The sequence below is a fragment of the Escherichia sp. SCLE84 genome, from assembly GCF_012584495.1.
Classification (GTDB): Bacteria; Pseudomonadota; Gammaproteobacteria; order Enterobacterales; family Enterobacteriaceae; genus ECMA0423.
The window spans coordinates 2,350,783-2,371,675 of sequence record NZ_CP051430.1 but is presented as its reverse complement, the minus strand read 5'-3'; the positions used below and the strand labels follow the sequence as shown (position 1 = coordinate 2,371,675).

The 20,893-nt window shown below is 53.3% G+C and carries 20 protein-coding genes; all 20 read left to right on the top strand.

Features of this window, described 5'->3' with window-relative positions:
• The first annotated feature begins 2 nt into the window (after positions 1 to 2).
• The 20 genes from ilvN to secM all read left to right on the top strand — a co-directional run bounded on the left by ilvN (position 3) and on the right by secM (position 20,863).
• Positions 3 to 494 carry an acetolactate synthase small subunit gene (gene ilvN, locus HGD79_RS11670; RefSeq protein WP_001252744.1) on the top strand — a complete coding sequence of 164 codons (492 nt, stop codon included), beginning with the start codon at positions 3 to 5 and terminating at the stop codon, positions 492 to 494.
• Positions 495 to 505: 11 nt separating this feature from the next.
• Complete coding sequence (locus tag HGD79_RS11665) at positions 506 to 592, top strand: fruR/shl operon leader peptide (RefSeq protein ID WP_001303787.1); 87 nt, start codon at positions 506 to 508, stop codon at positions 590 to 592.
• An 81-nt stretch (positions 593 to 673) separates the two neighbouring features.
• Positions 674 to 1,678, top strand: coding sequence for a catabolite repressor/activator (gene cra / locus HGD79_RS11660; RefSeq protein WP_000762401.1), 1,005 nt, complete (start codon positions 674 to 676; stop codon positions 1,676 to 1,678).
• Positions 1,679 to 2,279: 601 nt separating this feature from the next.
• Entirely contained in the window at positions 2,280 to 2,738 is a 459-nt protein-coding gene (gene mraZ, locus HGD79_RS11655) for a division/cell wall cluster transcriptional repressor MraZ (protein WP_001295770.1), read from the top strand.
• A gap of 1 nt (position 2,739) precedes the next feature.
• Positions 2,740 to 3,681 carry a 16S rRNA (cytosine(1402)-N(4))-methyltransferase RsmH gene (gene rsmH / locus HGD79_RS11650; protein WP_000970479.1) on the top strand — a complete coding sequence of 314 codons (942 nt, stop codon included), beginning with the start codon at positions 2,740 to 2,742 and terminating at the stop codon, positions 3,679 to 3,681.
• Positions 3,678 to 4,043, top strand: coding sequence for a cell division protein FtsL (gene ftsL, locus HGD79_RS11645; RefSeq protein ID WP_000625658.1), 366 nt, complete (start codon positions 3,678 to 3,680; stop codon positions 4,041 to 4,043). The genes rsmH and ftsL overlap by 4 nt, the downstream gene beginning before the upstream one ends.
• A gap of 15 nt (positions 4,044 to 4,058) precedes the next feature.
• Complete coding sequence (gene ftsI, locus HGD79_RS11640) at positions 4,059 to 5,825, top strand: peptidoglycan glycosyltransferase FtsI (protein ID WP_000642196.1); 1,767 nt, start codon at positions 4,059 to 4,061, stop codon at positions 5,823 to 5,825.
• Positions 5,812 to 7,299 carry a UDP-N-acetylmuramoyl-L-alanyl-D-glutamate--2,6-diaminopimelate ligase gene (murE, locus tag HGD79_RS11635; RefSeq protein ID WP_000785152.1) on the top strand — a complete coding sequence of 496 codons (1,488 nt, stop codon included), beginning with the start codon at positions 5,812 to 5,814 and terminating at the stop codon, positions 7,297 to 7,299. The genes ftsI and murE overlap by 14 nt, the downstream gene beginning before the upstream one ends.
• Complete coding sequence (gene murF, locus HGD79_RS11630; RefSeq protein WP_000626688.1) at positions 7,296 to 8,654, top strand: UDP-N-acetylmuramoyl-tripeptide--D-alanyl-D-alanine ligase; 1,359 nt, start codon at positions 7,296 to 7,298, stop codon at positions 8,652 to 8,654. The genes murE and murF overlap by 4 nt, the downstream gene beginning before the upstream one ends.
• On the top strand, positions 8,648 to 9,730 hold the full coding sequence (mraY, locus tag HGD79_RS11625) for a phospho-N-acetylmuramoyl-pentapeptide-transferase (protein ID WP_000964126.1): 1,083 nt from the start codon (positions 8,648 to 8,650) through the stop codon (positions 9,728 to 9,730). Before murF ends, mraY begins: the two co-directional genes overlap by 7 nt.
• A 2-nt stretch (positions 9,731 to 9,732) precedes the next feature.
• Positions 9,733 to 11,049: a UDP-N-acetylmuramoyl-L-alanine--D-glutamate ligase gene (gene murD, locus HGD79_RS11620; RefSeq protein ID WP_000796468.1), complete on the top strand. Its 1,317-nt coding sequence runs from the start codon at positions 9,733 to 9,735 to the stop codon at positions 11,047 to 11,049.
• Complete coding sequence (gene ftsW / locus HGD79_RS11615) at positions 11,049 to 12,293, top strand: cell division protein FtsW (protein ID WP_001295532.1); 1,245 nt, start codon at positions 11,049 to 11,051, stop codon at positions 12,291 to 12,293. Before murD ends, ftsW begins: the two co-directional genes overlap by 1 nt.
• Positions 12,290 to 13,357, top strand: coding sequence for an undecaprenyldiphospho-muramoylpentapeptide beta-N-acetylglucosaminyltransferase (gene murG / locus HGD79_RS11610; protein ID WP_000016559.1), 1,068 nt, complete (start codon positions 12,290 to 12,292; stop codon positions 13,355 to 13,357). Before ftsW ends, murG begins: the two co-directional genes overlap by 4 nt.
• A gap of 53 nt (positions 13,358 to 13,410) precedes the next feature.
• The gene (gene murC, locus HGD79_RS11605; RefSeq protein ID WP_001096048.1) at positions 13,411 to 14,886 is read left to right on the top strand and encodes a UDP-N-acetylmuramate--L-alanine ligase; all 1,476 of its coding nucleotides are present in this window, start codon (positions 13,411 to 13,413) and stop codon (positions 14,884 to 14,886) included.
• A complete protein-coding gene (gene ddlB, locus HGD79_RS11600) occupies positions 14,879 to 15,799 on the top strand; it encodes a D-alanine--D-alanine ligase (protein WP_000130056.1) in 921 nt (306 codons plus the stop codon). Before murC ends, ddlB begins: the two co-directional genes overlap by 8 nt.
• 1 nt (position 15,800) lies before the next feature.
• Positions 15,801 to 16,631, top strand: coding sequence for a cell division protein FtsQ (gene ftsQ, locus HGD79_RS11595; RefSeq protein ID WP_000075744.1), 831 nt, complete (start codon positions 15,801 to 15,803; stop codon positions 16,629 to 16,631).
• Positions 16,628 to 17,890, top strand: coding sequence for a cell division protein FtsA (gene ftsA / locus HGD79_RS11590; protein WP_000588474.1), 1,263 nt, complete (start codon positions 16,628 to 16,630; stop codon positions 17,888 to 17,890). Before ftsQ ends, ftsA begins: the two co-directional genes overlap by 4 nt.
• A gap of 60 nt (positions 17,891 to 17,950) precedes the next feature.
• Positions 17,951 to 19,102: a cell division protein FtsZ gene (gene ftsZ, locus HGD79_RS11585; protein ID WP_000462776.1), complete on the top strand. Its 1,152-nt coding sequence runs from the start codon at positions 17,951 to 17,953 to the stop codon at positions 19,100 to 19,102.
• Between the two features lie 100 nt (positions 19,103 to 19,202).
• Positions 19,203 to 20,120 carry a UDP-3-O-acyl-N-acetylglucosamine deacetylase gene (gene lpxC, locus HGD79_RS11580; RefSeq protein ID WP_000595482.1) on the top strand — a complete coding sequence of 306 codons (918 nt, stop codon included), beginning with the start codon at positions 19,203 to 19,205 and terminating at the stop codon, positions 20,118 to 20,120.
• Positions 20,121 to 20,350: 230 nt separating this feature from the next.
• Positions 20,351 to 20,863 (top strand): secA translation cis-regulator SecM, encoded by a 513-nt coding sequence (gene secM, locus HGD79_RS11575; RefSeq protein WP_000014321.1) that lies wholly within the window; start codon positions 20,351 to 20,353, stop codon positions 20,861 to 20,863.
• The last annotated feature ends 30 nt before the right edge of the window (positions 20,864 to 20,893 follow it).

Sequence of the window (20,893 nt, the reverse complement as noted above, 5' to 3'; positions counted from 1 at the left end):
TTATGCGCCGGATATTATCAGTCTTACTCGAAAATGAATCAGGCGCGTTATCCCGCGTGATTGGCCTTTTTTCCCAGCGTGGCTACAACATTGAAAGCCTGACCGTTGCGCCAACCGACGATCCGACATTATCGCGTATGACCATCCAGACCGTGGGCGATGAAAAAGTGCTTGAGCAGATCGAAAAGCAATTACACAAGCTGGTCGATGTCTTGCGCGTGAGTGAGTTGGGGCAGGGCGCGCATGTTGAGCGGGAAATCATGCTGGTGAAAATTCAGGCCAGCGGTTACGGGCGTGACGAAGTGAAACGTAATACGGAAATATTCCGTGGGCAAATTATCGATGTCACCCCCTCGCTTTATACCGTTCAATTAGCAGGCACCAGCGATAAGCTTGATGCATTTTTAGCATCGATTCGCGATGTGGCGAAAATTGTGGAAGTTGCTCGCTCTGGTGTGGTCGGACTTTCGCGCGGCGATAAAATAATGCGTTGAGAATGATCTCAGTGCGCAATTTGCAGCCCAACATGTCACGTTGGGCTTTTTTTGCGAAATCAGTGGGAACCTGGAATAAAAGCAGTTGCCGCAGTTAATTTTCTGCGCTTAGATGTTAATGAATTTAACCCATACCAGTACAATGGCTATGGTTTTTACATTTTACGCAAGGGGCAATTGTGAAACTGGATGAAATCGCTCGGCTGGCGGGAGTGTCGCGGACCACTGCAAGCTATGTTATTAACGGCAAAGCGAAGCAATACCGTGTGAGCGACAAAACCGTTGAAAAAGTCATGGCTGTGGTGCGTGAGCACAATTACCACCCGAACGCCGTGGCAGCTGGGCTTCGTGCTGGACGCACACGTTCTATTGGTCTTGTGATCCCCGATCTGGAGAACACCAGCTATACCCGCATCGCTAACTATCTTGAGCGCCAGGCGCGGCAACGGGGTTATCAACTGCTGATTGCCTGCTCAGAAGATCAGCCAGACAACGAAATGCGCTGCATTGAGCACCTTTTACAGCGTCAGGTTGATGCCATTATTGTTTCGACGTCGTTGCCACCTGAGCATCCTTTTTATCAACGCTGGGCTAACGACCCGTTCCCGATTGTCGCGCTGGACCGCGCCCTCGATCGTGAACATTTCACCAGCGTGGTTGGTGCCGATCAGGATGATGCCGAAATGCTGGCGGAAGAGTTACGTAAGTTTCCCGCCGAGACGGTGCTTTATCTTGGCGCGCTGCCGGAGCTTTCTGTCAGCTTCCTGCGTGAACAAGGTTTCCGTACTGCCTGGAAAGATGATCCGCGCGAAGTGCATTTCCTGTATGCCAACAGCTATGAGCGGGAGGCGGCTGCCCAGTTATTCGAAAAATGGCTGGAAACGCATCCGATGCCGCAGGCGCTGTTCACAACGTCGTTTGCGTTGTTGCAAGGGGTGATGGATGTCACGCTACGTCGCGATGGTAAACTGCCTTCTGACCTGGCAATTGCCACCTTTGGCGATAACGAACTGCTCGACTTCTTACAGTGCCCGGTGCTGGCAGTGGCTCAACGTCACCGCGATGTCGCAGAGCGTGTGCTGGAGATTGTCCTGGCAAGCCTGGACGAACCGCGTAAGCCAAAACCTGGTTTAACGCGCATTAAACGTAATCTCTATCGCCGCGGTGTGCTCAGCCGTAGCTAAGCCGCGAACAAAAATACGCGCCAGGTGAATTTCCCTCTGGCGCGTAGAGTACGGGAATGGACATCAATATCCTTAAAGTAAATAAGACTATTCCTGACTATTATTGATAAGTTCTTTTAAACCCGCCCGTTAATTAACTCACCAGCTGAAATTCACAATAATTAAGTGATATCGACAGCGCGTTTTTGCATTATTTTGTTACATGCAGAGATGAATTGCCGATTTAACAAGCACTTTTCTTTGCTTTTGCGCAAACCCGCTGGCATCAAGCGCCACACAGACGCAACAGGGACTGTTAACCGGGGAAGATATGTCCTAAAATGCCGCTCGCGTCGCAAACTGACACTTTATATTTGCTGTGGAAAATAGTGAGTCATTTTAAAACGGTGATGACGATGAGGGATTTTTTCTTACAGCTATTCATAACGTTAATTTGCTGCGCACGTTGGACGTAAAATAAACAACGCTGATATTAGCCGTAAACATCGGGTTTTTTACCTCGGTATGCCTTGTGACTGGCTTGACAAGCTTTTCCTCCGCTCCGTAAACTCCTTTCAGTGGGAAATTGTGGGGCAAAGTGGGAATAAGGGGTGAGGCTGGCATGTTCCGGGGAGCAACGTTAGTCAATCTCGACAGCAAAGGGCGCTTATCAGTGCCTACCCGTTACCGGGAACAGCTGCTTGAGAACGCTGCCGGTCAAATGGTTTGCACCATTGACATTCATCACCCGTGCCTGCTGCTTTACCCCCTGCCTGAATGGGAAATTATCGAGCAAAAATTATCGCGTCTGTCGAGCATGAACCCGGTTGAGCGCCGTGTGCAGCGCCTACTGTTAGGTCATGCCAGCGAATGTCAGATGGATGGCGCAGGTCGATTGTTAATCGCGCCAGTACTGCGGCAACATGCCGGGCTGACAAAAGAAGTGATGCTGGTTGGACAGTTCAACAAGTTTGAGCTGTGGGATGAAACAACCTGGCATCAACAGGTCAAGGAAGATATCGACGCAGAGCAGTTGGCTACCGGAGACTTATCGGAGCGACTGCAGGACTTGTCTCTATAAAATGATGGAAAACTATAAACATACTACGGTGCTGCTGGATGAAGCCGTTAATGGCCTCAATATCCGTCCTGATGGCATCTACATTGATGGGACTTTTGGTCGCGGTGGTCACTCACGTCTGATCCTCTCGCAGCTTGGCGAAGAGGGGCGTTTGCTGGCGATCGATCGCGACCCGCAGGCTATCGCCGTTGCGAAGACTATTGATGATCCGCGCTTCTCCATCATCCACGGACCTTTCTCCGCGCTGGGCGAATACGTTGCCGAGCGCGATCTTATCGGCAAGATCGACGGCATTCTCCTCGATCTTGGCGTCTCTTCACCGCAACTTGATGATGCTGAGCGCGGCTTTTCCTTTATGCGCGATGGTCCGCTGGACATGCGTATGGACCCAACCCGTGGGCAGTCAGCCGCTGAATGGCTACAAACCGCAGAAGAAGCCGATATCGCCTGGGTATTGAAAACCTATGGTGAAGAGCGTTTTGCCAAACGCATTGCCCGCGCCATTGTCGAGCGTAACCGCGAACAGCCGATGACCCGCACCAAAGAACTGGCGGAAGTCGTGGCTGCTGCAACGCCGGTGAAAGATAAGTTTAAACATCCCGCGACCCGTACCTTCCAGGCGGTGCGCATTTGGGTAAACAGTGAACTGGAGGAGATAGAGCAGGCGCTAAAAAGCTCGCTCAACGTGCTGGCCCCGGGTGGGCGGCTTTCGATCATCAGCTTCCACTCGCTGGAAGACCGTATTGTGAAACGTTTTATGCGTGAAAACAGCCGCGGTCCGCAAGTTCCGGCAGGGTTACCGATGACTGAAGAGCAGCTCAAAAAACTGGGTGGCCGTCAGCTGCGAGCACTAGGCAAGTTAATGCCGGGCGAAGAAGAGGTGGCTGAGAACCCTCGTGCCCGTAGTTCAGTTCTGCGTATTGCAGAGAGGACGAATGCATGATCAGCAGAGTGACAGAAGCTCTAAGCAAAGTTAAAGGATCGATGGGAAGCCACGAGCGCCATGCATTGCCTGGTGTTATCGGTGACGATCTTTTGCGATTTGGGAAGCTGCCACTCTGCCTGTTCATTTGCATTATTTTGACGGCGGTGACTGTGGTAACCACGGCGCACCATACCCGTTTACTGACCGCTCAGCGCGAACAACTGGTGCTGGAGCGAGATGCTTTAGACATTGAATGGCGCAACCTGATCCTTGAAGAGAATGCGCTCGGCGACCATAGCCGGGTGGAAAGGATCGCCACGGAAAAGCTGCAAATGCAGCATGTTGATCCGTCACAAGAAAATATCGTAGTGCAAAAATAAGGATAAACGCGACGCATGAAAGCAGCGGCGAAAACGCAGAAACCAAAACGTCAGGAAGAACATGCCAACTTTATCAGTTGGCGTTTTGCGTTGTTATGCGGCTGTATTCTCCTGGCGCTGGCTTTTCTGCTCGGACGCGTAGCGTGGTTACAAGTTATCTCCCCGGATATGCTGGTGAAAGAGGGCGACATGCGTTCTCTTCGCGTTCAGCAAGTTTCCACCTCCCGCGGCATGATTACTGACCGTTCTGGTCGCCCGTTAGCGGTGAGCGTGCCGGTAAAAGCGATTTGGGCTGACCCGAAAGAAGTGCATGACGCTGGCGGTATCAGCGTCGGTGACCGCTGGAAGGCGCTGGCTAACGCGCTCAATATTCCGCTGGATCAGCTTTCAGCCCGCATTAACGCCAACCCGAAAGGGCGCTTTATTTATCTGGCGCGTCAGGTGAACCCTGACATGGCGGACTACATCAAAAAACTGAAACTGCCGGGGATTCATCTGCGTGAAGAGTCTCGCCGTTACTATCCGTCCGGCGAAGTGACTGCTCACCTCATCGGCTTTACTAACGTCGATAGTCAAGGGATTGAGGGCGTTGAGAAGAGTTTCGATAAATGGCTTACCGGGCAGCCGGGTGAGCGCATTGTGCGTAAAGACCGCTATGGTCGCGTAATTGAAGATATTTCTTCTACTGACAGCCAGGCAGCGCACAACCTGGCGCTGAGTATTGATGAACGCCTGCAGGCGCTGGTTTATCGCGAACTGAACAACGCGGTGGCCTTTAACAAGGCTGAATCTGGTAGCGCCGTGCTGGTGGATGTCAACACCGGTGAAGTGCTGGCGATGGCTAACAGCCCGTCATACAACCCTAACAATCTGAGCGGCACGCCGAAAGAGGCGATGCGTAACCGTACCATCACCGACGTGTTTGAACCGGGCTCAACGGTTAAACCGATGGTGGTAATGACCGCGTTGCAACGTGGCGTGGTGCGGGAAAACTCGGTACTCAATACCATTCCTTATCGAATTAACGGCCACGAAATCAAAGACGTGGCACGCTACAGCGAATTAACCCTGACCGGGGTATTACAGAAGTCGAGTAACGTCGGTGTTTCCAAGCTGGCGTTAGCGATGCCGTCCTCAGCGTTAGTAGATACTTACTCACGTTTTGGACTGGGAAAAGCGACCAATTTGGGGTTGGTCGGAGAACGCAGTGGCTTATATCCTCAAAAACAACGGTGGTCTGACATAGAGAGGGCCACCTTCTCTTTCGGCTACGGGCTAATGGTAACACCGTTACAGTTAGCGCGAGTCTACGCAACTATCGGCAGCTACGGCATTTATCGCCCACTGTCGATTACCAAAGTTGACCCCCCGGTTCCCGGTGAACGTGTCTTCCCGGAATCCATTGTCCGCACTGTGGTGCATATGATGGAAAGCGTGGCGCTACCAGGCGGCGGCGGCGTGAAGGCGGCGATTAAAGGCTATCGTATCGCCATTAAAACCGGTACCGCGAAAAAGGTCGGGCCGGACGGTCGCTACATCAATAAATATATTGCTTATACCGCAGGCGTTGCGCCTGCGAGTCAGCCGCGCTTCGCGCTGGTTGTTGTTATCAACGATCCGCAGGCGGGTAAATACTACGGCGGCGCCGTTTCAGCGCCGGTCTTTGGTGCCATCATGGGCGGCGTATTGCGTACCATGAACATCGAGCCGGATGCGCTGACAACGGGCGATAAAAATGAATTTGTGATTAATCAAGGCGAGGGGACAGGTGGCAGATCGTAATTTGCGCGACCTTCTTGCTCCGTGGGTGCCAGACGCACCTTCGCGAGCACTGCGAGAGATGACACTCGACAGCCGTGTGGCTGCGGCGGGCGATCTCTTTGTAGCTGTAGTAGGTCATCAGGCGGACGGGCGTCGATATATCCCGCAGGCGATAGCGCAAGGTGTGGCTGCCATTATTGCAGAGGCGAAAGGTGAGGCGACCGACGGTGAAATCCGTGAAATGCACGGCGTACCGGTCATCTATCTCAGCCAGCTCAACGAGCGTTTATCTGCACTGGCGGGCCGCTTTTACCATGAACCCTCTGACAATTTACGTCTCGTAGGCGTAACGGGCACCAACGGCAAAACCACGACTACCCAGCTGCTGGCGCAGTGGAGCCAACTGCTTGGCGAAACCAGCGCGGTAATGGGCACCGTTGGTAACGGTCTGCTGGGGAAAGTGATCCCGACAGAAAATACCACCGGTTCGGCAGTCGATGTTCAGCATGAGCTGGCGGGGCTGGTGGATCAGGGCGCGACGTTTTGCGCAATGGAAGTTTCCTCCCACGGGCTGGTACAGCACCGTGTGGCGGCATTGAAATTTGCGGCGTCGGTCTTTACCAACTTAAGCCGCGATCACCTTGATTATCATGGTGATATGGAACACTACGAAGCCGCGAAATGGCTGCTTTATTCTGAACATCATTGTGGTCAGGCGATTGTTAACGCCGACGATGAAGTGGGCCGCCGCTGGCTGGCAAAACTGCCGGACGCGGTTGCGGTATCAATGGAAGATCATATCAATCCGAACTGTCACGGACGCTGGTTGAAAGCGACCGAAGTGAACTATCACGACAGCGGCGCGACCATTCGCTTTAGTTCAAGTTGGGGCGATGGCGAAATTGAAAGCCATCTGATGGGCGCTTTTAACGTCAGCAACCTGCTGCTCGCGCTGGCGACACTGCTGGCACTTGGCTACCCGCTGGCTGATCTGTTAAAAACCGCCGCGCGTCTGCAACCGGTTTGCGGACGTATGGAAGTGTTCACTGCGCCAGGCAAACCGACGGTGGTGGTGGATTACGCGCATACGCCGGATGCACTGGAAAAAGCCTTACAGGCGGCGCGCCTGCACTGTGCGGGCAAGCTGTGGTGCGTCTTTGGCTGTGGTGGCGATCGCGATAAAGGTAAGCGTCCACTGATGGGCGCAATTGCCGAAGAGTTTGCTGACGTGGCGGTGGTGACGGACGATAACCCGCGTACCGAAGAACCGCGTGCCATCATCAACGATATTCTGGCGGGAATGTTAGATGCCGGACATGCCAAAGTGATGGAAGGCCGTGCTGAAGCGGTGACTTGCGCCGTTATGCAGGCTAAAGAGAATGATGTGGTACTGGTCGCGGGCAAAGGCCATGAGGATTACCAGATTGTTGGCAATCAGCGTCTGGACTACTCCGATCGCGTCACGGTGGCGCGTCTGCTGGGGGTGATTGCATGATTAGCGTAACCCTTAGCCAACTTACCGATATTCTCAACGGTGAACTGCAAGGTGCAGATATCACCCTTGATGCTGTAACCACTGATACCCGAAAACTGACGCCGGGCTGCCTGTTTGTTGCCCTGAAAGGCGAACGTTTTGATGCCCACGATTTTGCCGACCAGGCGAAAGCTGGCGGCGCAGGCGCACTACTGGTTAGCCGTCCGCTGGACATCGACCTGCCGCAGTTAATCGTCAAGGATACGCGTCTGGCGTTTGGTGAACTGGCTGCATGGGTTCGCCAGCAAGTTCCGGCGCGCGTGGTTGCTCTGACGGGGTCCTCCGGCAAAACCTCCGTTAAAGAGATGACGGCGGCGATTTTAAGCCAGTGCGGCAACACGCTTTATACGGCAGGCAATCTCAACAACGACATCGGTGTACCGATGACGCTGTTGCGCTTAACGCCGGAATACGATTACGCAGTTATTGAACTTGGCGCGAACCATCAGGGCGAAATAGCCTGGACTGTGAGTCTGACTCGCCCGGAAGCTGCGCTGGTCAACAACCTGGCAGCGGCGCATCTGGAAGGTTTTGGCTCGCTTGCGGGTGTCGCGAAAGCGAAAGGTGAAATCTTTAGCGGCCTGCCGGAAAACGGTATCGCCATTATGAACGCCGACAACAACGACTGGCTGAACTGGCAGAGCGTAATTGGCTCACGCAAAGTGTGGCGTTTCTCACCCAATGCCGCCAACAGCGATTTCACCGCCACCAATATCCATGTGACCTCGCACGGTACGGAATTTACCCTACAAACCCCAACCGGTAGCGTCGATGTTCTGCTGCCGTTGCCGGGGCGTCACAATATTGCGAATGCGCTGGCAGCCGCTGCGCTCTCCATGTCCGTGGGCGCAACGCTTGATGCTATCAAAGCGGGGCTGGCAAATCTGAAAGCTGTTCCAGGCCGTCTGTTCCCCATCCAACTGGCAGAAAACCAGTTGCTGCTCGACGACTCCTACAACGCCAATGTCGGTTCAATGACCGCCGCTGTTCAGGTACTGGCTGAAATGCCGGGCTACCGCGTGCTGGTGGTGGGCGATATGGCGGAACTGGGCGCTGAAAGCGAAGCCTGCCATGTACAGGTGGGCGAGGCGGCAAAAGCTGCTGGTATTGACCGCGTGTTAAGCGTGGGTAAACAAAGCCATGCTATCAGCACCGCCAGCGGCGTTGGCGAACATTTTGCTGATAAAACTGCGTTAATTACGCGTCTTAAATCACTGATTGCTGAGCAACAGGTAATTACGATTTTAGTTAAGGGTTCACGTAGTGCCGCCATGGAAGAGGTAGTACGCGCTTTACAGGAGAATGGGACATGTTAGTTTGGCTGGCCGAACATTTGGTCAAATATTATTCCGGCTTTAACGTCTTTTCCTATCTGACGTTTCGCGCCATCGTCAGCCTGCTGACCGCGCTGTTCATCTCATTGTGGATGGGCCCGCGTATGATTGCTCATTTGCAAAAACTTTCCTTTGGTCAGGTGGTGCGTAACGACGGTCCTGAATCACACTTCAGCAAGCGCGGTACGCCGACCATGGGCGGGATTATGATCCTGACGGCGATTGTGATCTCCGTACTGCTGTGGGCTTACCCGTCCAATCCGTACGTCTGGTGCGTGTTGGTGGTGCTGGTAGGTTACGGTGTTATTGGCTTTGTTGATGATTATCGCAAAGTGGTGCGTAAAGACACCAAAGGGTTGATCGCTCGTTGGAAGTATTTCTGGATGTCGGTCATTGCGCTGGGTATCGCCTTCGCCCTGTACCTTGCCGGCAAAGACACGCCCGCAACGCAGCTGGTGGTCCCATTCTTTAAAGATGTGATGCCGCAGCTGGGGCTGTTCTACATTCTGCTGGCTTACTTCGTCATTGTGGGTACTGGCAACGCGGTAAACCTGACCGATGGTCTCGACGGCCTGGCAATTATGCCGACCGTATTTGTCGCCGGTGGTTTTGCGCTGGTGGCGTGGGCGACCGGCAACATGAACTTTGCCAGCTATTTACACATACCGTATCTGCGACACGCCGGGGAACTGGTCATTGTCTGCACGGCGATAGTCGGGGCAGGACTGGGCTTCCTGTGGTTTAACACCTATCCGGCGCAGGTCTTTATGGGCGATGTAGGTTCGCTGGCGTTAGGTGGTGCGTTAGGCATTATCGCCGTACTGCTACGTCAGGAATTCCTGCTGGTGATTATGGGGGGCGTGTTCGTGGTAGAAACGCTTTCTGTCATCCTGCAGGTCGGCTCCTTTAAACTGCGCGGACAACGTATTTTCCGCATGGCACCGATTCATCACCACTATGAACTGAAAGGCTGGCCGGAACCGCGCGTCATTGTGCGTTTCTGGATTATTTCGCTGATGCTGGTTCTGATTGGTCTGGCAACGCTGAAGGTACGTTAATCATGGCTGATTATCAGGGTAAAAATGTCGTCATTATCGGCCTGGGCCTCACTGGGCTTTCCTGCGTGGACTTTTTCCTCGCTCGCGGTGTGACGCCGCGCGTTATGGATACGCGTATGACACCGCCTGGCCTGGATAAATTACCCGAAGCCGTAGAACGCCACACGGGCAGTCTGAATGATGAATGGCTGATGGCGGCAGATCTGATTGTCGCCAGTCCCGGTATTGCACTGGCGCATCCATCCTTAAGCGCTGCCGCTGATGCCGGAATCGAAATCGTTGGCGATATCGAGCTGTTCTGCCGCGAAGCACAAGCACCGATTGTGGCGATTACCGGTTCTAACGGCAAAAGCACGGTCACCACGCTAGTGGGTGAAATGGCGAAAGCGGCGGGGGTTAACGTTGGTGTGGGTGGCAATATTGGCCTGCCAGCGTTGATGCTGCTTGATGCTGAGTGCGAACTGTACGTGCTGGAACTGTCGAGCTTCCAGCTGGAAACCACTTCCAGCTTACAGGCGGTGGCGGCGACCATTCTGAACGTGACTGAAGATCATATGGACCGCTATCCGTTTGGTTTGCAGCAATACCGTGCGGCAAAATTGCGTATTTACGAAAATGCGAAAGTTTGTGTCGTCAATGCTGATGATGCCTTAACAATGCCGATTCGCGGTGCTGATGAACGCTGCGTCAGCTTTGGCGTCAACATGGGTGACTATCACCTGAATCATCAGCAGGGAGAAACCTGGCTGCGAGTGAAAGGCGAGAAAGTGCTGAACGTGAAAGAGATGAAACTTTCCGGGCAGCATAACTACACCAATGCGCTGGCAGCACTGGCACTGGCAGACGCAGCTGGTTTGCCGCGCGCCAGCAGCCTGAAAGCGTTAACCACCTTCACCGGTCTGCCGCATCGCTTTGAAGTGGTGCTGGAGCACAATGGCGTACGCTGGATTAACGATTCGAAAGCCACTAACGTCGGCAGTACGGAAGCGGCGTTGAATGGCTTGCAGGTAGACGGCACGCTGCATTTGTTGCTGGGCGGCGATGGTAAATCGGCGGACTTCAGTCCACTGGCGCGCTATCTGAATGGCGACAACGTGCGTTTGTACTGTTTTGGTCGTGACGGTGCGCAGCTGGCGGCGCTACGCCCGGAAGTGGCAGAACAAACCGAAACTATGGAACAGGCGATGCGCTTGCTGGCTCCGCGTGTTCAGCCGGGCGATATGGTTCTGCTCTCCCCGGCCTGTGCCAGCCTTGATCAGTTCAAGAACTTTGAACAACGAGGCAATGAGTTTGCCCGTCTGGCGAAGGAGTTAGGTTGATGCGTTTATCTCTCCCTCGCCTGAAAATGCCGCGCCTGCCAGGATTCAGTATCCTGGTCTGGATCTCCACGGCGCTAAAAGGCTGGGTGATGGGCTCGCGGGAAAAAGATACCGACAGCCTGATCATGTACGATCGCACCTTACTGTGGCTGACCTTCGGCCTTGCGGCGATTGGCTTTATCATGGTGACCTCGGCGTCAATGCCCATAGGGCAACGCTTAACCAACGATCCGTTCTTCTTCGCGAAGCGTGATGGCGTCTATCTGATCCTGGCATTCATTCTGGCGATCATTACGCTGCGTCTGCCGATGGAGTTCTGGCAACGCTACAGTGCCACGATGCTGCTCGGATCTATCATCCTGCTGATGATCGTGCTGGTAGTGGGTAGCTCGGTTAAAGGGGCATCGCGTTGGATCGATCTCGGTTTGCTGCGTATCCAGCCTGCGGAGCTGACAAAACTGTCGCTGTTTTGTTATATCGCCAACTATCTGGTGCGTAAAGGCGACGAAGTACGTAATAACCTGCGCGGCTTCCTGAAACCGATGGGCGTGATTCTGGTGTTGGCAGTGTTACTGCTGGCACAGCCAGACCTTGGTACGGTGGTGGTGTTGTTTGTGACTACGCTGGCGATGTTGTTCCTGGCGGGAGCGAAATTGTGGCAGTTCATTGCCATTATCGGTATGGGCATTTCAGCGGTTGTGTTGCTGATACTCGCCGAACCGTACCGTATCCGCCGTGTTACCGCATTCTGGAACCCGTGGGAAGATCCCTTTGGCAGCGGCTATCAGTTAACGCAATCGCTGATGGCGTTTGGTCGCGGCGAACTTTGGGGACAAGGTTTAGGTAACTCGGTACAAAAACTGGAGTATCTGCCGGAAGCGCACACTGACTTTATTTTCGCCATTATCGGCGAAGAACTGGGGTATGTCGGTGTGGTGCTGGCACTTTTAATGGTATTCTTCGTCGCTTTTCGCGCGATGTCGATTGGCCGCAAAGCGTTAGAAATTGACCACCGTTTTTCCGGTTTTCTCGCCTGTTCTATTGGCATCTGGTTTAGCTTCCAGGCGCTGGTTAACGTAGGCGCGGCGGCGGGGATGTTACCGACCAAAGGTCTGACATTGCCGCTGATCAGTTACGGTGGTTCGAGCTTACTGATTATGTCGACAGCCATCATGATGCTGTTGCGTATTGATTATGAAACGCGTCTGGAGAAAGCGCAGGCGTTTGTACGAGGTTCACGATGAGTGGTCAAGGAAAGCGATTAATGGTGATGGCAGGCGGAACCGGTGGACATGTATTCCCGGGACTGGCGGTTGCGCACCATCTAATGGCTCAGGGTTGGCAAGTTCGCTGGCTGGGGACTGCCGACCGTATGGAAGCGGACTTAGTGCCAAAACATGGCATCGAAATTGATTTCATTCGTATCTCTGGTCTGCGTGGAAAAGGTATAAAAGCACTGATAGCTGCGCCGCTGCGTATCTTCAACGCCTGGCGTCAGGCGCGGGCGATTATGAAAGCGTACAAACCTGACGTGGTACTCGGTATGGGCGGCTATGTATCAGGTCCAGGTGGTCTGGCCGCGTGGTCGTTAGGCATTCCGGTTGTACTTCATGAACAAAACGGTATTGCGGGCTTAACCAATAAATGGCTGGCGAAGATTGCCACCAAAGTGATGCAGGCGTTTCCAGGCGCTTTCCCTAATGCGGAAGTGGTGGGTAACCCGGTGCGTACCGATGTACTGGCGCTGCCGTTGCCGCAGCAACGTTTGGCTGGACGTGAAGGTCCGGTTCGTGTGCTGGTAGTGGGTGGTTCCCAGGGCGCACGCATTCTTAACCAGACAATGCCGCAGGTTGCTGCGAAACTGGGTGATTCAGTCACTATCTGGCATCAGAGCGGTAAAGGTTCGCAACAATCCGTTGAACAGGCGTATGCCGAAGCGGGGCAACCGCAGCATAAAGTGACGGAATTTATTGATGATATGGCGGCGGCGTATGCGTGGGCGGATGTCGTCGTTTGCCGCTCCGGTGCTTTAACGGTGAGTGAAATCGCCGCGGCAGGACTACCGGCGTTGTTTGTGCCGTTTCAACATAAAGACCGCCAGCAATACTGGAATGCGCTACCGCTGGAAAAAGCGGGCGCAGCCAAAATTATCGAGCAGCCACAGCTTAGCGTGGATGCTGTCGCCAACACCCTGGCCGGGTGGTCGCGAGAAACCTTATTAACCATGGCAGAACGCGCCCGCGCTGCATCCATTCCGGATGCCACCGAGCGAGTGGCAAATGAAGTGAGCCGGGCTGCCCGGGCGTAATTGTAGCGATGCCTTTTGCATCGTATGAATTTAAGAAGTTAATGGCGTAAAGAATGAATACACAACAATTGGCAAAACTGCGTTCCATCGTGCCCGAAATGCGTCGCGTTCGGCACATACATTTTGTCGGCATCGGTGGTGCCGGTATGGGCGGTATTGCCGAAGTTCTGGCCAATGAAGGTTATCAGATCAGTGGTTCCGATTTAGCGCCAAATCCGGTCACGCAGCAGTTAATGAATCTGGGAGCGACGATTTATTTCAACCATCGCCCGGAAAACGTACGTGATGCCAGCGTGGTCGTTGTTTCCAGCGCCATTTCTGCCGATAACCCGGAAATTGTCGCAGCTCATGAAGCGCGTATTCCGGTGATCCGTCGTGCCGAAATGCTGGCTGAGTTAATGCGTTTTCGTCATGGCATCGCCATTGCAGGAACGCACGGCAAAACGACAACCACCGCGATGGTTTCCAGCATCTACGCAGAAGCGGGGCTCGACCCAACCTTCGTTAACGGCGGGCTGGTAAAAGCGGCGGGGGTTCATGCGCGTTTGGGGCATGGTCGGTACCTGATTGCCGAAGCAGATGAGAGTGATGCATCGTTCCTGCATCTGCAACCGATGGTGGCGATTGTCACCAATATCGAAGCCGACCACATGGATACCTACCAGGGCGACTTTGAGAATTTAAAACAGACTTTTATTAATTTTCTGCACAACCTGCCGTTTTACGGTCGTGCGGTGATGTGTGTTGATGATCCGGTGATCCGCGAATTGTTACCGCGAGTGGGACGTCAGACCACGACTTACGGCTTCAGCGAAGATGCCGACGTGCGTGTAGAAGATTATCAGCAGATTGGCCCGCAGGGGCACTTTACGCTGCTGCGCCAGGACAAAGAGCCGATGCGCGTCACCCTGAATGCGCCAGGTCGTCATAACGCGCTGAACGCCGCAGCTGCGGTTGCGGTTGCTACGGAAGAGGGAATTGATGACGAGGCTATTTTACGTGCGCTGGAGAGCTTCCAGGGGACTGGGCGCCGTTTTGATTTCCTCGGTGAATTCCCGCTGGAGCCAGTGAATGGTAAAAGCGGTACGGCAATGCTGGTCGATGACTACGGCCACCACCCGACGGAAGTTGACGCCACCATTAAAGCGGCGCGCGCAGGCTGGCCGGATAAAAACCTGGTAATGCTGTTTCAGCCGCACCGTTTTACCCGTACGCGCGACCTGTATGATGATTTCGCCAATGTGCTGACGCAGGTTGATACCCTGTTGATGCTGGAAGTGTATCCGGCTGGCGAAGCGCCAATTCCGGGAGCGGACAGCCGTTCGCTGTGTCGCACAATTCGTGGACGTGGGAAAATTGATCCCATTCTGGTGCCGGACCCTGCGCAGGTAGCCGAGATGCTGGCACCGGTATTAACCGGTAACGACCTGATTCTCGTTCAGGGGGCTGGTAATATCGGAAAAATTGCCCGTTCTTTAGCTGAAATCAAACTGAAGCCGCAAACTCCGGAGGAAGAACAACATGACTGATAAAATCGCGGTCCTGTTGGGCGGGACTTCCGCTGAGCGGGAAGTTTCTCTGAATTCTGGCGCAGCGGTGTTAGCCGGGCTGCGTGAAGGCGGTATTGATGCGTATCCTGTCGACCCGAAAGAAGTCGACGTGACGCAACTGAAGTCGATGGGTTTTCAGAAAGTGTTTATCGCGCTACACGGTCGCGGCGGTGAAGATGGTACGCTGCAGGGCATGCTCGAGCTGATGGGCTTGCCTTATACCGGCAGCGGAGTGATGGCATCTGCGCTTTCAATGGATAAACTACGCAGCAAACTGCTGTGGCAAGGTGCCGGTTTACCGGTCGCGCCGTGGGTAGCGTTAACCCGCGCAGAGTTTGAAAAAGGCCTGAGCGATAAGCAGTTAGCAGAAATTTCTGCTCTGGGTTTGCCGGTTATCGTTAAGCCGAGCCGCGAAGGTTCCAGTGTGGGAATGTCAAAAGTAGTAGCAGAAAATGCTCTACAAGATGCATTAAGATTGGCATTTCAGCACGATGAAGAAGTATTGATTGAAAAATGGCTAAGTGGGCCGGAGTTCACGGTTGCGATACTCGGTGAAGAAATTTTACCGTCAATACGTATTCAACCGTCCGGAACCTTCTATGATTATGAGGCGAAGTATCTCTCTGATGAGACACAGTATTTCTGCCCCGCAGGTCTGGAAGCGTCACAAGAGGCCAATTTGCAGGCATTAGTGCTGAAAGCATGGACGACGTTAGGTTGCAAAGGATGGGGACGTATTGACGTTATGCTGGACAGCGATGGACAGTTTTATCTGCTGGAAGCCAATACCTCACCGGGTATGACCAGCCACAGCCTGGTGCCGATGGCGGCACGTCAGGCAGGTATGAGCTTCTCGCAGTTGGTAGTACGAATTCTGGAACTGGCGGACTAATATGTCGCAGGCTGCTCTGAACACGCGAAATAGCGAAGAAGAGGTTTCTTCTCGCCGCAATAATGGAACGCGTCTGGCGGGGATCCTTTTCCTGCTGACCGTTTTAACGACAGTGTTGGTGAGCGGCTGGGTCGTGTTGGGCTGGATGGAAGATGCGCAACGCCTGCCGCTCTCAAAGCTGGTGTTGACCGGTGAACGCCATTACACGCGTAATGACGATATCCGGCAGTCGATCCTGGCATTGGGTGAGCCGGGTACCTTTATGACCCAAGATGTCAACATCATCCAGACGCAAATAGAACAACGCCTGCCGTGGATTAAGCAGGTGAGCGTCAGAAAGCAGTGGCCTGATGAATTGAAGATTCATCTGGTTGAATATGTGCCGATTGCGCGGTGGAATGATCAACATATGGTAGACGCGGAAGGAAACACCTTCAGCGTGCCGCCAGATCGCACCAGCAAGCAGGTGCTTCCAATGCTGTATGGCCCGGAAGGCAGCGCCAATGAAGTGTTGCAGGGCTATCGCGAAATGGGGCAGATGCTGGCAAAGGACAGATTTACTCTGAAGGAAGCGGCGATGACCGCGCGGCGTTCCTGGCAGTTGACGCTGAATAACGATATTAAGCTCAATCTTGGCCGGGGCGATACGATGAAACGTTTGGCTCGCTTTGTAGAACTTTATCCGGTTTTACAGCAGCAGGCGCAAACCGATGGCAAACGGATTAGCTACGTTGATTTGCGTTATGACTCTGGAGCGGCAGTAGGCTGGGCGCCCTTGCCGCCAGAGGAATCTACTCAGCAACAAAATCAGGCACAGGCAGAACAACAATGATCAAGGCGACGGACAGAAAACTGGTAGTAGGACTGGAGATTGGTACCGCGAAGGTTGCCGCTTTAGTAGGGGAAGTTCTGCCCGACGGTATGGTCAATATCATTGGCGTGGGCAGCTGCCCGTCACGTGGTATGGATAAAGGCGGGGTGAACGACCTCGAATCCGTGGTCAAGTGCGTACAACGCGCCATTGACCAGGCAGAATTGATGGCAGATTGTCAGATCTCTTCGGTATATCTGGCGCTTTCTGGTAAGCACATCAGCTGCCAGAATGAAATTGGTATGGTGCCTATTTCTGAAGAAGAAGTGACGCAAGAAGATGTGGAAAACGTCGTCCATACCGCGAAATCGGTGCGTGTGCGCGATGAGCATCGTGTGCTGCATGTGATCCCGCAAGAGTATGCGATTGACTATCAGGAAGGGATCAAGAATCCGGTAGGACTTTCGGGCGTGCGGATGCAGGCAAAAGTGCACCTGATCACATGTCACAACGATATGGCGAAAAACATCGTCAAAGCGGTTGAACGTTGTGGGCTGAAAGTTGACCAACTGATATTTGCCGGACTGGCATCAAGTTATTCGGTATTGACGGAAGATGAACGTGAACTGGGTGTCTGCGTCGTCGATATCGGTGGTGGTACAATGGATATCGCCGTTTATACCGGTGGGGCATTGCGCCACACTAAGGTAATTCCTTATGCTGGCAATGTCGTGACCAGTGATATCGCTTACGCCTTTGGCACGCCGCCAAGCGACGCCGAAGCGATTAAAGTTCGCCACGGTTGTGCGCTGGGTTCCATCGTTGGAAAAGATGAGAGCGTGGAAGTGCCGAGCGTAGGTGGTCGTCCGCCGCGGAGTCTGCAACGTCAGACCCTGGCAGAGGTGATCGAGCCGCGCTATACCGAGCTGCTCAACCTGGTCAACGAAGAGATATTGCAGTTGCAGGAAAAGCTTCGCCAACAAGGGGTTAAACATCACCTGGCGGCAGGCATTGTATTAACCGGTGGCGCAGCGCAGATCGAAGGTCTTGCAGCCTGTGCTCAGCGCGTGTTTCATACGCAAGTGCGTATCGGCGCGCCGCTGAACATTACCGGTTTAACGGATTATGCTCAGGAGCCGTATTATTCGACGGCGGTGGGATTGCTTCACTATGGGAAAGAGTCACATCTTAACGGTGAAGCTGAAGTAGAAAAACGTGTTACAGCATCAGTTGGCTCGTGGATCAAGCGACTCAATAGTTGGCTGCGAAAAGAGTTTTAATTTTTATGAGGCCGACGATGATTACGGCCTCAGGCGACAGGCACAAATCGGAGAGAAACTATGTTTGAACCAATGGAACTTACCAATGACGCGGTGATTAAAGTCATCGGCGTCGGCGGCGGCGGCGGTAATGCTGTTGAACACATGGTGCGCGAGCGCATTGAAGGTGTTGAATTCTTCGCGGTAAATACCGATGCACAAGCGCTGCGTAAAACAGCGGTTGGACAGACGATTCAAATCGGTAGCGGTATCACCAAAGGACTGGGCGCTGGCGCTAATCCAGAAGTTGGCCGCAATGCGGCTGATGAGGATCGCGATGCATTGCGTGCGGCGCTGGAAGGTGCAGACATGGTCTTTATTGCTGCGGGTATGGGTGGTGGTACCGGTACAGGTGCAGCACCAGTCGTCGCTGAAGTGGCAAAAGATTTGGGTATCCTGACCGTTGCTGTCGTCACTAAGCCTTTCAACTTTGAAGGCAAGAAGCGTATGGCATTCGCGGAGCAGGGGATCACTGAACTGTCCAAGCATGTGGACTCTCTGATCACTATCCCGAACGACAAACTGCTGAAAGTTCTGGGCCGCGGTATCTCCCTGCTGGATGCGTTTGGCGCAGCGAACGATGTACTGAAAGGCGCTGTGCAAGGTATCGCTGAACTGATTACTCGTCCGGGTTTGATGAACGTGGACTTTGCAGACGTACGCACCGTAATGTCTGAGATGGGCTACGCAATGATGGGTTCTGGCGTGGCGAGCGGTGAAGACCGTGCGGAAGAAGCTGCTGAAATGGCTATCTCTTCTCCGCTGCTGGAAGATATCGACCTGTCTGGCGCGCGCGGCGTGCTGGTTAACATCACGGCGGGCTTCGACCTGCGTCTGGATGAGTTCGAAACGGTAGGTAACACCATCCGTGCATTTGCTTCCGACAACGCGACTGTGGTTATCGGTACTTCTCTTGACCCGGATATGAATGACGAGCTGCGCGTAACCGTTGTTGCGACAGGTATCGGCATGGACAAACGTCCTGAAATCACTCTGGTGACCAATAAGCAGGTTCAGCAGCCAGTGATGGATCGCTACCAGCAGCATGGGATGGCTCCGCTGACCCAGGAGCAGAAGCCGGTTGCTAAAGTCGTGAATGACAATGCGCCGCAAACTGCGAAAGAGCCGGATTATCTGGATATCCCAGCATTCCTGCGTAAGCAAGCTGATTAAGAATTGACTGGAATTTGGGTTTCGAGGCTCTTTGTGCTAAACTGGCCCGCCGAATGTATAGTACACTTCGGTTGGATAGGTAATTTGGCGAGATAATACGATGATCAAACAAAGGACACTTAAACGTATCGTTCAGGCGACGGGTGTCGGTTTACATACCGGCAAGAAAGTCACCCTGACGTTACGCCCTGCGCCGGCCAACACCGGGGTCATCTATCGTCGCACCGACTTGAATCCACCGGTAGATTTCCCGGCCGATGCCAAATCTGTGCGTGATACCATGCTCTGTACGTGTCTGGTCAACGAGCATGATGTACGGATTTCAACCGTAGAGCACCTCAATGCTGCTCTCGCGGGCTTGGGCATCGATAACATTGTTATCGAAGTTAACGCGCCGGAAATCCCGATCATGGACGGCAGCGCCGCTCCGTTTGTATACCTGCTGCTTGACGCCGGTATCGACGAGTTGAACTGCGCCAAAAAATTTGTTCGCATCAAAGAGACTGTTCGTGTCGAAGATGGCGATAAGTGGGCTGAATTTAAGCCGTACAATGGTTTTTCGCTGGATTTCACCATCGATTTTAACCATCCGGCTATTGATTCCAGCAACCAGCGCTATGCGATGAACTTCTCCGCTGATGCGTTTATGCGCCAGATCAGCCGTGCGCGTACGTTCGGTTTCATGCGTGATATCGAATATCTGCAGTCCCGTGGTTTGTGCCTGGGCGGCAGCTTCGATTGTGCCATCGTTGTTGACGATTATCGCGTACTGAACGAAGACGGCCTGCGTTTTGAAGACGAATTTGTGCGTCACAAAATGCTCGATGCGATCGGTGACTTGTTCATGTGTGGTCACAATATTATTGGTGCATTTACCGCTTATAAATCCGGTCATGCACTGAATAACAAACTGCTGCAGGCTGTCCTGGCGAAACAGGAAGCCTGGGAATATGTGACCTTCCAGGACGACGCAGAACTGCCGTTGGCCTTCAAAGCGCCTTCAGCTGTACTGGCATAACGACATTTATACTGTCGTATAAAATTCGACTGGCAAATCTGGCACTCTCTCCGGCCAGGTGAACCAGTCGTTTTTTTTTAAATTTTATAAGAGCTATAAAAAACGGTGCGAACGCTGTTTTCTTAAGCACTTTTCCGCACAACTTATCTTCATTCGTGCTGTGGACTGCAGGCTTTAATGATAAGATTTGTGCGCTAAATACGTTTGAATACGATCGGGATGGCAATAACGTGAGTGGAATACTGACGCGCTGGCGACAGTTTGGTAAACGCTACTTCTGGCCGCATCTCTTATTAGGGATGGTTGCGGCGAGTTTAGGTTTGCCTGCGCTCAGCAACGCCGCCGAACCAAACGCGCCCGCAAAAGCGACAACCCGCAACCACGAGCCTTCAGCCAAAGTTAACTTTGGTCAATTGGCCTTGCTGGAAGCGAACACACGCCGCCCGAATTCGAACTATTCCGTTGATTACTGGCATCAACATGCCATTCGCACGGTAATCCGTCATCTTTCTTTCGCAATGGCACCGCAAACACTGCCCGTTGCTGAAGAATCTTTGCCTCTTCAGGCGCAACATCTTGCATTACTGGATACGCTCAGCGCGCTGCTGACCCAGGAAGGCACGCCGTCTGAAAAGGGTTATCGCATTGATTATGCGCATTTTACCCCACAAGCAAAATTCAGCACGCCCGTCTGGATAAGCCAGGCGCAAGGCATCCGTGCTGGCCCTCAACGCCTCACCTAACAACAATAAACCTTTACTTCATTTTATTAA